This window comes from Mesorhizobium sp. CNPSo 4688 (genome assembly GCF_057784295.1).
This window is the reverse complement of the sequence record NZ_JBWLUY010000004.1, coordinates 203970-217070: the sequence shown is the minus strand read 5'-3', so window position 1 is coordinate 217070 and position 13101 is coordinate 203970. Positions and strand designations below refer to the sequence as shown.

Annotated in this window: 9 protein-coding genes; 4 read left to right on the top strand and 5 right to left on the bottom strand. The window is 62.1% G+C overall.

Annotated elements, in window-relative coordinates:
- Nucleotides 1–3 precede the first annotated feature (3 nt).
- Nucleotides 4–1608, bottom strand: a complete 1605-nt coding sequence (locus AC04SH_RS09140; protein ID WP_488574760.1) for a trimethylamine methyltransferase family protein — start codon at nucleotides 1606–1608, stop codon at nucleotides 4–6.
- 208 nt (nucleotides 1609–1816) lie between these two features.
- Complete coding sequence (gene pdxR, locus AC04SH_RS09135; RefSeq protein WP_112560664.1) at nucleotides 1817–3310, bottom strand: MocR-like pyridoxine biosynthesis transcription factor PdxR; 1494 nt, start codon at nucleotides 3308–3310, stop codon at nucleotides 1817–1819.
- A 306-nt stretch (nucleotides 3311–3616) separates the two neighbouring features.
- On the opposite strand from pdxR, the gene pgi reads away from it, so the two are divergent.
- Together pgi and AC04SH_RS09125 are read left to right on the top strand one after the other, a co-directional pair.
- The gene (gene pgi / locus AC04SH_RS09130; protein ID WP_488574912.1) at nucleotides 3617–5260 is read left to right on the top strand and encodes a glucose-6-phosphate isomerase; all 1644 of its coding nucleotides are present in this window, start codon (nucleotides 3617–3619) and stop codon (nucleotides 5258–5260) included.
- Entirely contained in the window at nucleotides 5257–5988 is a 732-nt protein-coding gene (locus tag AC04SH_RS09125) for an HAD family hydrolase (protein WP_488574759.1), read from the top strand. Before pgi ends, AC04SH_RS09125 begins: the two co-directional genes overlap by 4 nt.
- Before the next feature lie 39 nt (nucleotides 5989–6027).
- Here the strand turns inward: AC04SH_RS09125 and AC04SH_RS09120 are convergent, their stop codons facing one another.
- The 3 genes from AC04SH_RS09120 to AC04SH_RS09110 form a co-directional block, all read right to left on the bottom strand.
- Nucleotides 6028–7032: a Kelch repeat-containing protein gene (locus AC04SH_RS09120; RefSeq protein WP_488574758.1), complete on the bottom strand. Its 1005-nt coding sequence runs from the start codon at nucleotides 7030–7032 to the stop codon at nucleotides 6028–6030.
- A gap of 215 nt (nucleotides 7033–7247) precedes the next feature.
- Nucleotides 7248–7907: a class I SAM-dependent methyltransferase gene (locus AC04SH_RS09115; RefSeq protein WP_488574911.1), complete on the bottom strand. Its 660-nt coding sequence runs from the start codon at nucleotides 7905–7907 to the stop codon at nucleotides 7248–7250.
- 74 nt (nucleotides 7908–7981) lie between these two features.
- Nucleotides 7982–9970 (bottom strand): long-chain fatty acid--CoA ligase, encoded by a 1989-nt coding sequence (locus AC04SH_RS09110; protein WP_477233583.1) that lies wholly within the window; start codon nucleotides 9968–9970, stop codon nucleotides 7982–7984.
- 477 nt (nucleotides 9971–10447) lie between these two features.
- On the opposite strand from AC04SH_RS09110, the gene AC04SH_RS09105 reads away from it, so the two are divergent.
- Nucleotides 10448–12046 carry an ABC transporter substrate-binding protein gene (locus AC04SH_RS09105; protein WP_477233584.1) on the top strand — a complete coding sequence of 533 codons (1599 nt, stop codon included), beginning with the start codon at nucleotides 10448–10450 and terminating at the stop codon, nucleotides 12044–12046.
- Between the two features lie 47 nt (nucleotides 12047–12093).
- The gene (locus AC04SH_RS09100; protein WP_477233585.1) at nucleotides 12094–13101 is read left to right on the top strand and encodes an ABC transporter permease subunit; all 1008 of its coding nucleotides are present in this window, start codon (nucleotides 12094–12096) and stop codon (nucleotides 13099–13101) included.

Sequence of the window (13101 nt, the reverse complement as noted above, 5' to 3'; positions counted from 1 at the left end):
GGCTTACCAACCCATGCCGCTGCGCGGCAGCTTGATCATCTCGCCGAAGCGAGCGCGCAGTTTGTCGTCGAGCAGCTTCGGCACATGGCGGGGGAAGCGCTCGGCAAGCACGCGCTTCTTCTCGATGATCGCCCGTTGCAAGATATCAGGCCGGCCCTTTTCATTCCATTCCTTCGGCGAAAAGCGGTCGCCGACGGCCGGATAGAAATACTCGGTCTGCATCAGCCGCAGCGTCTGCTCATTGCCGAGATAATGGCCGGGGCCATTCATGCAGACTTCGGTGATGGTGTCGATGGAAAGCGCTTCGTCGGTCACCTCTATGCCGCGCACGCAGCGCAGGCAATGGCCCAGCATGTCGTTGTCGATGATCAGGCTTTCCAGGCAGAAGCCGAGCAGCGAGGCATGCATGCCTGCCGATTCATAGACGAGGTTGAGGCCGGCCAGGCCAGCCATCACATCGGTGATGCCCTTTTCATAGCCGGACTGGATGTCGGGCAGTTTCGAATCCGTCATGCCGGCGGCCGAACCGCCCGGCAGATCGTAGAATTGCGCCATCTGCGCGCAGGCCGAAGTCAGCACCGCCTGCTCGGCCGAGCCGCCCGACATGGCACCGGTCCTGAGGTCGGAAACGAACGGCCAAGTGCCGAAGATCGCCGGATGCCCCGGTTTGATGGCGTTGACATAGATGAGACCGACGAGCACTTCGGCCACAGCCTGGACTACTGCGCCGGCAATCGCCGCCGGGGCGGTGGCGCCGGCCTGGCCGGCTGACAGGAGCAGGATCGGAATGCCGCCTTCGACACATGCCTCAAGCACGCCGCAAGCATCCTCGGCAAACTTCATCGGCGGCACGACGAAGCAGTTGGAGTTGGAGACGAAGGGCCGGGCGCGGAAATTCTCCTCGCCGCCGGCGATCGCATAAAGCATTTCCAGCGCCGGCTGCACGTTCTCGCGCACCGTGAATGAGGTTCCGACATGCTTCGACGTTCCCATCACGCAGGCGTAGAGCGTGTTGAAGTCCATTTCGAGCGGATCGGGAATGTCGCGCGGCACCATCGGCCGCTGGAAGAAATGGATGTTGTCGAGCCCTTCGACAAGCCGGGCGGCGTCATAGATGTCCTGCACCAGCGACTCGCGGTATTCGCGCTTTTCGACATCGACCAGATGCACCGCGGCACCCGCGGTCCCGTAATGCACGCGCTTACCCTGGATCAGCATGTCATGCTTCGGGTCCTGGCCGTGCAGCGTAAAATTCCGCGCCGCTTTCTTGATCGTGTCCAGCACCAGGCCGCGCGGGAAGCGGATGCGGCCGTCGTCGCCATAGACGGCGCCAACCCCGGTCAGCGCTTCGATACAGGAGGGAATGGCATTGGCGAAGCCGACGGTTTCCAAGAGCGTCAGCACCGCTTCATGGATGCGCTCCTGGTCGCTCCTGTTGAGCGGGCCGTAGCTGCCGCCTTCGAGGCCGGCGCGCACCGGCCGGATGTCGTCGGCCAGCGGCGCCGCCCGCATGGCGCGGCGCGCTTCGCGCCCGCCGGATCGCCGCGAACGCTGATCGGCCGATGTATCCTTAAGAGCTGCATCCTGCTTCTCAAGAGCCACTGACATGGGAGGCACTCCACCTTTAGCTTGCGAAACCGGACGCGGTGATTGGTCCACCGTCGGCCTGCTTCGTCCCCTTTGTCCGCCGACTATGCCGCCAGCATTGGCACAGCCTATGGGCCAGTGGACCTCGTCGCATATGCCAGGGAACTAAAGAACAGTGCTGGGAAGTATGTCGGGGACCGGGGCCCTTCAGGGCCCCGGCACGAGGAAATCAGGCGGCTGCCGGCCTGCGGCCGGCCGCGGTCGCGAGTTCGCGAATACCCGGCTCGATGTGCTGCAGCGCGATCGAGGAAATGCCCAAGCGCATGAAACGCGACGGCTTTTCGGTGCGGTCGAAGAAGCGGTCGCCGGGCTCGATGATGACGCTGCGCGACGCGGCGGCCTCGGCCAGTCCGCGCGAATCGGTGCCGCGCGGCCCTTCCAGCCAGAGCGATGTGCCGCCGGCTGAATCGGTCGAGCGCCATTCCGGCAGGAATGCGGAAATCGCATGGACCAGACGCTTGCGCCGCTCGTCGAAAGCAGACGACAGCCGCCGCACCAGGGCCTCGTGATGGCCGAGCGACAGGAACAGCGCGACGGCGCGCTGGTTGTTGGCCGGCGGGTGACGCAGCATGAAGCGGCGCAGCGCCCGGAGCTCAGCGATTAGTCCAGCAGAAGCCACGATGTAGCCAAGCCGCAGGCCCGGAGCCAGCGTCTTCGACATCGAGCCGACATAGATGACGCGTCCCGAGCGGTCGAGGCTCTTCAGCGCCTGCTGCGGCGCCTCGTCGAGAAGCTGGCTGTCATAGCCGTCCTCGATGATGATCTGGTTGTGGCGGTTTGCGCGCGCCAGAAGATCCTGCCGCCGCTCCGCCGACAGCGGCACCATGGTCGGGCAATGATGGCTGGGCGTGACGAACACGAAGCCGGAATCATTGGGAATGGAAGAGGTTACTATGCCGGACTGGTCGACCGGAACCGGCTGGATGTCGGCGCCCGCAAGCCTGAAGATCGAGCGTGCGTCGGGGTAGCCGGGATCTTCCATCGCCACCTTCGAGCCCTTGGTCATCAGCAGCGTCGCCAGCATATAGAGCGCGTTCTGCGCGCCGAGCGTCACGATGATCTCATCGGGATTGGCGAAGATGCCGCGCCGCGGCAGCAGTCGCGCCTGGATCTGCTCGATCAAGAGCGGATCGTCGCGATCGACCATGTCGGAGGCCCAGTTACGGATCTCGAGCACTGCCAGCGCCATGCGGTTGCACTCGCGCCATTCGGCGGTCGGGAACAGCGCCGGGTCGAACTGGCCGTAGACGAAGGGGTAGGACGACTTGATCCAGTTGTCGTGCTTGGCCGGAGGCGGCATGTCGCTGGCGGCGATCTGCCGGCGTGCCTTCCAGTCGATCTCGTTCTGCTGGTCCGGCGCCTTCTGGTGCGGCTTGGCGGGGGTGGCCAGCACATCGGGATTGACGAAATGGCCACGACGTTCGCGCGCCACCAAGAAACCCTGGTCGACCAGTTGCTGGAACGCCAGCACCACGGTGCCGCGCGCAACGCCGAGTTTTTCGGCCAGGATTCGGCAGGACGGAAGCGGCATCGAAGCGGCGATCTGCCGGTCGAGGATGGCGGCGACGATCGCCTGGCGAATCTGCGCCTGCAGGGTCTGGCCCGATTCCGCCGAAATCCGGAACAGGCCGGACCATATGGCCGTGTCGTTACGCTGTGGCATGGGAGATGTTCCTCGATGGCCAAACTTTTTTGCTTGGCTGGACCAGCGGAAGGTAACCGTGGCACAAGGGGTTGCGCCAATCAATTTTTCTGATCGCTGGGATTTATGCCAGTGATCCTTCGCGCGACGCGCAGCGTCGTCGCGTTATGCTGCACCACCGCAATACTGCGCCACACGGCCGCTATGTTGCACTGCGTCATCCCCACGCATTGAAAGAAATGGAATTCGGCTCAATAACTCCAGCGCGACACGCGCCGGAAACATCCGGTCTGATAAGATGTCATGAAAAAGTATCAGGAGCCGGCAGTGGATCATTCCTCCTTCGACAAACAGCTTGTCGCCTTGCGTGCTGCGCGCGCGGCGGCATCGGGCACGATGCGCGAGGCTTTTGCCGCCGACCCCAAGCGCTTCGAGACATTCTCGGCCAGCGACGACGACCTTCTGCTCGACTGGTCGAAATGCGCGGTCGACCAGCACACCATGGAGCTGCTCGAAAAGCTCGCCGGTGCGGCCGACCTCGAAGGGCGCCGCGCAGCAATGTTTTCCGGCAAGAAGATCAACATCACCGAGGACCGCGCCGTGCTGCACACGGCGCTCCGCAACCTCTCGGACAAGGGCGTCACCGTCGACGGCCAGGACGTCAAGGCGGATGTGCTTGCCGTGCTCGACGCCATGGGCGCCTTTGCCGACGCCATTCGCTCGGGCAAGGCCGCCGGCGCCACCGGCAAGAAGATCACCGACATCGTCAACATCGGCATTGGCGGCTCCGATCTCGGCCCGGCCATGGCGACGCTGGCGCTGGCGCCCTATCACGACGGCCCGCGCGCGCACTACGTCTCCAACATCGACGGCGCCCATATCCACGACACGCTGAAGGGCCTGTCCGCCGAAACCACCCTCTTCATCATCGCCTCGAAGACCTTCACCACGGTCGAGACGATGACCAATGCCGAGACGGCGCGCAAATGGGTGCAGAAGGCCCTCGGCAAGGAAGCTGTCGGCAAGCATTTCGCCGCCGTCTCGACCGCACTCGACCTGGTCGCCAAGTTCGGCATCGAGGCCGATCGCGTGTTCGGCTTCTGGGACTGGGTCGGCGGCCGCTATTCGCTGTGGGGCGCCATCGGCCTGCCGGTGATGATCGCCATCGGCCCGCGCAACTTCCGCGCCTTCCTCGACGGCGCGCATGAGATGGACGAGCACTTCTGCTCAGCCCCCCTGCAGAAGAACCTGCCGGCGCTGCTGGGACTGGTCGGCTGGTGGCATCGCGTTATCTGCGGTTATCCCGCGCGCGCCGTCATCCCTTATGATCAGCGCCTGTCCAGGCTGCCGGCCTATCTCCAGCAGCTCGACATGGAATCGAATGGCAAGGGCGTCACCCTTGACGGCACGCCGGTGACGACGCCAACCGGACCGCTGGTCTGGGGCGAGCCCGGCACCAACGGCCAGCACGCCTTCTTCCAGCTGCTGCACCAGGGCACCGATTTCATCCCGGTCGAATTCCTCGCCGCCGCCGTCGGCCATGAGCCTGATCTGAAACATCAGCACGATCTCTTGCTCGCCAATTGCCTGGCGCAGTCGGAAGCTTTGATGAAAGGGCGCACGCTTGAAGAAGCGCGCACGCAGATGCTGGCCAAGGGCATGAAGCCTGCCGATGTCGACAAGATCGCTCCGCACCGCGTCTTCTCCGGCAATCGTCCGTCGGTGACCATCCTTTATCGCAAGCTCGATCCGCGCACCTTCGGCCGGCTGATTGCGCTCTATGAGCATCGCGTCTTCGTCGAAGGCACCTTGTTCAACATCAATTCCTTCGACCAGTGGGGCGTCGAACTCGGCAAGGAACTGGCGACCGGCCTGTTGCCTGTCGTCGAAGGCAAGGAGAGCGCCGCCAAGCGCGACGCATCGACCGCCGGGCTGGTGGCGCGCATCCAGGAATTGCGGGGTGCGGCATGAAAAACCCGGCCGACATCAAGGGCATATTGTTCGACAAGGACGGCACGCTGGTCGATTTCAACGCGACCTGGCTCAGCATTGCCGATTTCATGGCCATGGACGCCGCCGAGGGCGATCGCTGGAAGGCCGACAGGCTGCTTTCAGCGGCGGGCTTCGATTTCGTCAACAAACGTTTCAAGCCGGATTCCATCTTCGCCTCCGGCACCAACATGGATGTTGTCGAACTGTGGTTCCCGCGCCTGTCCGATGAGGACCAGATGCTGGCCGTCGCCCGCTTCAACGAGATCACCTCTGTGCAAGGCTCGTCGATGGCGGTCGCGCTGCCGGGCATCGTCGGGGCGCTGACGGCATTGCACAAACGATCCTACCGACTCGGCGTCGCCACCAACGATTCCACCGCCGGTGCGGAAAAGACCATGGTCACGCTCGGCGTCGCCCAGCTCTTCGATGCCGCCTATGGCTATGACGCGGTGGCCAATCCGAAACCGGCGCCCGACACCATCCTCGCCTTTTGCGACCTGACCGGGCTGAGGCCGGCCGAGATCGCCATGGTCGGCGACAACCGTCACGATTTGGAGATGGCGCGGGCCGGCGGCTGCGGACTGGCGATCGGCGTACTCTCCGGCACCGGCACGCGGGAATCGCTGTCATCGATCGCCGATTTCGTGCTGGATTCGGTTGCCGACCTGCCGGATTTTCTGTCGGCGCGCGTCAAGGAGACGATCTGACGGGGAGCTTCCTGACTTCGGACGCCTTCCGCAGTCCTACTAGACCATCACCTGGATACAGTTGATGGTCGTGTTTTCGATGGCCGCCAGTTTGGTCAGCAGATCCAGGCGGAGCATCTCGACAATCCGGTCCGGAAGAACACCTTCCACTGTCAGCTGGATATCGTGCCAACCCTCGACATAGCGCACGGTGACGCCCTCGACGCACAGGCGATGGACACCATGTTCGTCCGTGATTTCAGGCGTCTTCGAATTAGGCACGTCAGGCGTGTACAATGTTTCGAGCAAGTCCATGCGAGGATTGGGGCCAAGATGGCTAAGGTGCCTGGCTCGAAAACCGTTACTATCCTCCGGTCTGCCGCTGGCGCGATCTGAAAGACGGCGGCGAAGCCAAAAGAGATGATTTTGACAACCATCATCTCGAACGAATGCAAATCGTGGCCAGGCCAGCCTCGTAAGGCGTTCCCAGCGGCCGGTATAGAGATCCAGTCGCCAATCGTCGATGTTCTCGACCACTGCAGGCCACCGCGGTCCGCAGATATGCCCGCCGCTGACTAGGAGCGCGCCACTATCTTCCACGAGTTCCGACGTGTGCTTGTATATCCACGGAGGAGTTTCACCAGTCGTATCAAAGCGATCGATGGCATAGGTCGTTGCGTCCAAAACGAGCACTTGCGCCTTTTGGCCACGCACACTTGGATAAGACAGGTTCCCCACTATAAAAATGCGGTCATCGACGAGATTTGCCGTGTGAAAATCGGTGGGTGGGAACACGTTGTCCGAGTAGCCGAAAATCTCGATGCGGCCGTCTGGATGACGCACAATCACATCATTGTAGATGTAGAAGTCCGCATCATAGTGATCTTCATACTCGCCGCCGATCCTGACAAGGCGGCCATCGGGCAGCATGGTTTCAGTGCGCCCGTAGCGGCTGAAGCTCCAGCACGGTCCGACATCTTCTGAACGTGGGCCGTTGAACGTCTTGTTTAGGCCGTAACCGCTGAGACGGTGTTCAATTGCCCATGCCCAGACGGGGTTGGTCATAGGCTCGGGATTGCCGGAACCTCGACTGGGCGAACGAAACTGCGAAAACAGGGATGGGTCGATGTGTGCAGGTGCGGGTGTTTTGATCAAAGTGAAGCGGGGCTAGCGAGGCTTCCATATCGAGCCGATACCCCATGACTTGGACTATAGCTCCCATAGAATAGTCTGCAAAGGGTCGAACTCAGCCATTCCGAGTGATTTGGTTTGTAGAGGTGTCAGCGCTCTTCCGCCTCAAACGAAAACACCCCGCTCGGCTTGATCGCAGCACCCTTCGCGTCGCCGAAATCCGGCACCGGATACTCCGCAAGCAACCGCAGCCGCGACAGCGGCAGGTCATGGCGGCGGGGATCGCCGACCAGAACCGCGATGCCGGCTGCCAGGCAGCGGTCGAGGAACGGGATAATCCGTAGAGCGACGTCCCGGCTGTAAAACACGTCTCCGGCAAGTACGAGGTCGACCGCCGGCGGTGGACCCGTGGTGATATCCTTGCCGACAATGGTGATCTCGACGCCGTTGGCGGCGGCATTGAGGCCGATGGCTGCGACGCCGTTGCGATCGATCTCGGCGGCGATCACCGTGCTGGCGCCGGCTTTCGCGGCAGCGATGCCGACGAGGCCGGAGCCGGCGCCGAGGTCGAGCACGCGGCGGCGGGCCACGCTTTGCGGATGGTCGAGTATATAGCGCGCAAGCACCGCGCCGCCGGCCCAGGCGTAAGCCCAGTAGGGCGGCTGCGGCTCTTGCGCGTCATCTTCGAGCTCGACTGCATCGTCCGCGTCGCCACTTTGGCGCGGCTCGGCAAGCCGCCTCAGGCCACTGGCCGGATGGGCCGTGTAGAGCAGGATTTCGGGAAGTGCTGGAACAGGCGCAAGGCGCATGTTCGCCTTGATGAACGTCGCCGCCTCGGAACGCGGATTGTCGTCTGCACCGCGACTACACTCGTCGTTCAAATCTATTCCCGCAGCGCCCGGCGCAAAATCTTGCCCACCGGCGTCTTCGGCAGTTCGGTCCTGAACTCTATGTATTTCGGCCGCTTGTAGCCGGTCAGGTTCTCGCGGCAATAGGCGGTCAGTGCCTCGACGGTCAGCGCCGGGTCCTTCTTGACCACGAACAATTTTGGTACTTCGCCCGAATGCTCGTCCGGCACGCCGATTGCCGCCACTTCCAGCACGCCCGGATGCTGGGCGACGACTTCCTCGAGTTCGTTCGGATAGACGTTGAAGCCTGAGACCAGGATCATGTCCTTCTTGCGGTCGACGATCTTGGTGTAGCCGCGCTCGTCCATGAAGCCCATGTCGCCGGACTTGAAGAAGCCGTCCTTGGTCATCACCTTGGCGGTCTCATCCGGCCGGTTCCAATAACCGGCCATCACTTGCGGCCCGCGGATGCAGATCTCGCCGACCTCGCCCAGCGGCAGATTGTTGCCGTCGTCGTCGCGGATGGCGATCTCGGTCGACGGCAGCGGCAGGCCGATCGTGCCGGTGAAATTGCTGTCGCTGAACTTGTTGGCGGTGGCCACGGGCGAGGTCTCCGACAGCCCGTAGCCCTCGGTGATCGAGTTGCCGGTCAACGCCTTCCAGCGCTCGGCAACGCCCTTCTGCACCGCCATGCCGCCGCCCAGCGTCATGATCAGCGGTTTGAAGTCGAGCTTGCGGAAGTCCTCATTGTTGAGCAGCGCGTTGAACAGCGTGTTGAGACCGGGGAAAATGTGCGCCGGGTATTTCTGCAATTCCTTGACGAAAGCCGGAATATCGCGCGGGTTGGGAATGAGCACGTTCTGGGCGCCTTGCTGCATGCCCATCAGCGCGTTCACCGTCAGCGCGAAGATATGGTAGAGCGGCAGCGCGCAAATGAAGTTGAGATGCGCCGGCTTCGGCTTGATCGCGTAGGCGTCCTGCAGCCACAGCGTGTTCTGCGCCACATTGGACAGCACATTGGAGTGCAGCAGCACAGCACCTTTGGAAATCCCCGTGGTGCCGCCGGTATATTGCAGAAAGGCGACGTCGCTTGCTTCCATCTTGGCTGGCTTGAAGGCGATACCGGCGCCGGCCTTCACGGCCGCATTGAACTTGACATGGCCGGGCAGCGACCAGGCCGGCACCATCTTCTTCACCCGCCGCACGACGAGGTTGACGATCGTGCCCTTGAGGCCGCCGAGCATGTCGCCCATCGCCGCGACCACCACATGCTTGACATCAGTCCTGGCGATCACCGCGTCCAGGGTGCTTGCAAAATTCTCCAGAATGACGATCGCCTGCGCGCCGGAATCCTTGAGCTGGTGTTCGAGCTCGCGTGGCGTGTAGAGCGGATTGATGTTCACCACGACATAGCCGGCGCGAAGCACGGCCATCATCGCCACCGGATATTGCAGCACATTCGGCATCATCAGCGCCACGCGGGCGCCCTTCTGCAGGCCCTTCGATTGCAGATAGGCGCCAAAGGCGGTCGAGTGCCGCTCGAGCTCGGCATAGGAGATCGACTTGCCCATGCACACGAATGCCGGCTGGCCGGAAAACTGTTTGCAGGCGCCGACCAGGAAGTCGCCGATCGAACTGTAGGGCAGGGTGCCGATCTCGGCCGGCACGACTTTCGAATAGCTTTTGAGCCACGGCTTTTCAGGCAAGCCTGCGGCAAGCGCTGTCAGCGTCTTCGGCAGTTTTTTGGCCGGGCTCGGCGCCGGTTTTGAGGCCGGCTTTGCCGCCGCCGTTTTCGCTGCGGGGCTGGCGGCGGGCTTTGCAAAAGGTGCTGTCTTCGCGGCCGCGGGCTTGGTCGCAGGTTTCGCTGCCGGCCTGGCGCTTGCCTTCGCCGGCGCGCTGGCTGCCTTAGGCTTGGCGGCGGTCTTGGCCGGTGGCGCTTTCGGCTTGGCGGCAGCGGCGGCGGGTTTTGAAGCGGTTGCCGCTTTTGCTTTCGCCGGGGCCGTTGTCTTTGTTGCTTTTGCCACCTCTAGCCTCCCTCAGTCGTTCGTTGCCTGCTCCATGCTGCACCGCCTCTCTATGGTGAGGCGTCCTCCGCTGCAGCGATGTCGCGTATTCCCGGGAAATCCGGCGTGTCATCTATCTATTGCGACTATCGGCGGCCGTGCAAGTCTTGCCCCAGCGGCAGGACGGCAAAGATTTGCCGTCAAAATCTGTCCCGCGCTGCTGTCTTAGGCACCAGCTCGTCGCGATGGCCTTGAGGGACCCGGGCCCATGGATCATTGTTCCAGCGATATAGGTCATCAATGAAAAAATGCGGTCGTTAACAATCCCGTGATTAGCAGATTTTGCTATTTCTTTCTGAAATCGAGCAAAAGCCGAGAAATATTTTCTGCTTACGGTGGGGTAGGCAAACAGGGTGTTCCAAAGCCGGAAAAACGGTGCTTATATGCGCGCTTCGCGAGCCTGATAGAGGGGCTTGGAAGAACATCAGGGAGTGCTCAATGAAAAAGAAACTGACTTTTGCAGCCGCGTTGCTGGCTGCAAGCGTCCTCGGCGGCGTGGCCAATGCCAAGACGCTGGTCTACTGCTCGGAGGCCTCGCCGGCCAACTTCGACCCGGGTACCACGACGGGCGGCAACGACTTCGACGCCTCGTCGCGTACCGTTTATTCGCGCCTGGTCGAATTCAAGCATGGCGGCACCGAGATCGAGCCCGGCCTCGCCGATAAATGGGAAATCTCCGACGACGGCCTGGTCTATACTTTCCATCTGCATCCGGGCGTGAAGTTCCAAACCACCGACTATTTCAAGCCGACCCGTGACTTCAATGCGGACGACGTCGTCTTCTCCTTCGATCGCCAGTTCAACAAGGAAAACCCCTGGAACGGCGAAAAGTACCTGCCGAACCTGACCTGGGATTACTACACCGGCATGGATATGCCGAAATATGTCGCCAAGTGGGAAAAGGTCGACGACCTGACCGTGAAGCTGACGCTGACCGAGCCGAACGCGCCGATGCTGGCCAATCTCGGCATGGACTTCGCCTCGATCGTGTCGAAGGAATATGCCGACCAGCTCGAGAAGGAAGGCAAGATGGCCGACTTCTCGACCAAGCCGATCGGCACCGGTCCGTTCCAGTTCGTCGACTATCAGCTGGATTCGGTGATCCGCTATGCGGCCAACCCGGATTACTTCAAGGGCAAGGAAAAGATCGACGATCTCGTCTTCGCCATCACCCCTGACGCGACCGCACGCATCCAGAAAGTGCTCGCCGGCGAATGCGACATCGCGCCCTATCCGAATCCTGCCGACATCGGCACGATCAAGGCCAACGCCGACGTGACCCTGATGGATCAGGCCGGCCTGAACATCGGCTACATGAGCTACAACACCACCATCCCGCCGCTCGACAAGCCTGAAGTGCGCCATGCGCTCAACCAGGCGATCGACCGGGCATCGCTCATCAAGTCGCTGTTCCAGGACGCCGGCGCCACGCCGGCCGAAAACCTGATCCCGCCGACCATGTGGTCATGGAACAAGGACGTGAAGTCCGACGCCTATGATCCGGAAGCGGCTAAGAAGGTGCTGGCCGATGCCGGGCTGAAGGAGATCCAGCTCTGGGCCTCCGATCGCGTTCGTCCCTACAACCCGAACTTCCAGCGTGCCGCCGAGCTGATCCAGGCTGACTGGGCCAAGGTCGGCGTCAAGGCGGAGATCGTCAGCTACGAGTGGACGAAGTACCGCGAGGAAGGCAAGAAGAAGGAACGCCCCGGCGCCTTCCAGATCGGCTGGACCGGTGACAATGGCGATCCGGACAACTTCTTCGCCACGCTGTTCGCTTGCTCGGCCATCGGCGTGTCGAACTACTCCAGCTGGTGCGACAAGGACTTCGAGGACCTGATCCAGAAGGCCAAGAAGACCAGCGACCAGGCCGAACGCACCAAGCTCTATGAACAGGCGCAGGTTGTCTTTGCCAAGCAGGCCCCGGCTTTCCTCATGGCACACAGCCAAGTCTACTCCGTCGTGCGCAAGAATGTCAGCGGTTACATGATGGATCCGCTTGGCATTCATCGCTTCGACGGCGTCGACAAGGCCGAATAGAACTGTTAGGCGGGCGGCGCGCAATCAAGCGCCGCCCCCTTTTCAAGATGCTCCGATATCTCCTCAACAAAATCGTCTTGGTGCTTCCGACGCTGATCGGCATCACCATCTGTGCCTTCGCTTTCGTCAGGCTGCTGCCCGGCGATCCCATCCTTGCCATGGCCGGCGAGCATGGCGTGTCGCCCGAGCGCTACGCGGAACTGAAGGAACAGTTCGGCTACAATCTGCCGATCTGGGAGCAATACGCGCATTATGTCCGCGATGCCGCGACCGGTAATTTCGGCGTGTCGATCTCGTCCAAGCGCCCGGTCATCGAAGATTTCATGACGCTCTTCCCGGCAACCATCGAGCTCTCGGTCTTCGCCATGATCTTCGCCATGCTGCTGGGCATTCCCGCGGGCATCTTCGCTGCGGTCAAGCGCGGCTCCTGGTTCGACCAGGGGCTGATGGGCACAGCCCTTGTCGGCTATTCCATGCCGATCTTTTGGTGGGGCCTGCTGCTGATTATCTTTTTCTCCGGCTATCTCGGCTGGACCCCGGTTTCCGGCCGCATCGGCCTGCAGTTCTTCATCAAGCCTATCACCGGCTTCCTGACCCTCGACAGCCTGCTTTACGGCAAATGGGATGCTTTCCGCTCGGCATTGAGCCATCTGGTGCTGCCTACAATTGTGCTCGGCACCATCCCGCTGGCGGTGATCGCCCGCCAGACGCGTTCGGCCATGCTCGAAGTGCTGGGGGAGGACTATGTGCGGACCGCCCGCGCCAAGGGGCTGTCGTCGTCCCGCGTCATCGGCGTGCACGCGCTGCGCAATGCGCTCATCCCGGTGGTCACCACCATCGGCCTGCAGGTCAGTACGCTCCTCGCCGGCGCCATTCTCACCGAAACCATCTTCGCCTGGCCGGGCATCGGCAAGTGGATGGTCGATTCCATATCCAAGCGCGACTATGTCGTCGTGCAGTCGGGCTTGCTCTTGATCGCCCTTATCGTCATGGCCGTGAACCTGATCGTCGACGTGCTTTACGCCGTCATCAACCCGCGCATCAGGGCAGCGTGA

What these genes read in the sequence shown, in the direction of transcription:
- AC04SH_RS09140 (WP_488574760.1), bottom strand. Translation starts at nt 1,608, where the DNA reads ATGTCAGTGGCTCTTGAGAAGCAGGATGCAGCTCTTAAGGATACATCG.
- pdxR (WP_112560664.1), bottom strand. Translation starts at nt 3,310, where the DNA reads ATGCCACAGCGTAACGACACGGCCATATGGTCCGGCCTGTTCCGGATT.
- AC04SH_RS09125 (WP_488574759.1), top strand. Translation starts at nt 5,257, where the DNA reads ATGAAAAACCCGGCCGACATCAAGGGCATATTGTTCGACAAGGACGGC.
- AC04SH_RS09120 (WP_488574758.1), bottom strand. Translation starts at nt 7,032, where the DNA reads ATGACCAACCCCGTCTGGGCATGGGCAATTGAACACCGTCTCAGCGGT.
- AC04SH_RS09115 (WP_488574911.1), bottom strand. Translation starts at nt 7,907, where the DNA reads ATGCGCCTTGCGCCTGTTCCAGCACTTCCCGAAATCCTGCTCTACACG.
- AC04SH_RS09105 (WP_477233584.1), top strand. Translation starts at nt 10,448, where the DNA reads ATGAAAAAGAAACTGACTTTTGCAGCCGCGTTGCTGGCTGCAAGCGTC.
- AC04SH_RS09100 (WP_477233585.1), top strand. Translation starts at nt 12,094, where the DNA reads ATGCTCCGATATCTCCTCAACAAAATCGTCTTGGTGCTTCCGACGCTG.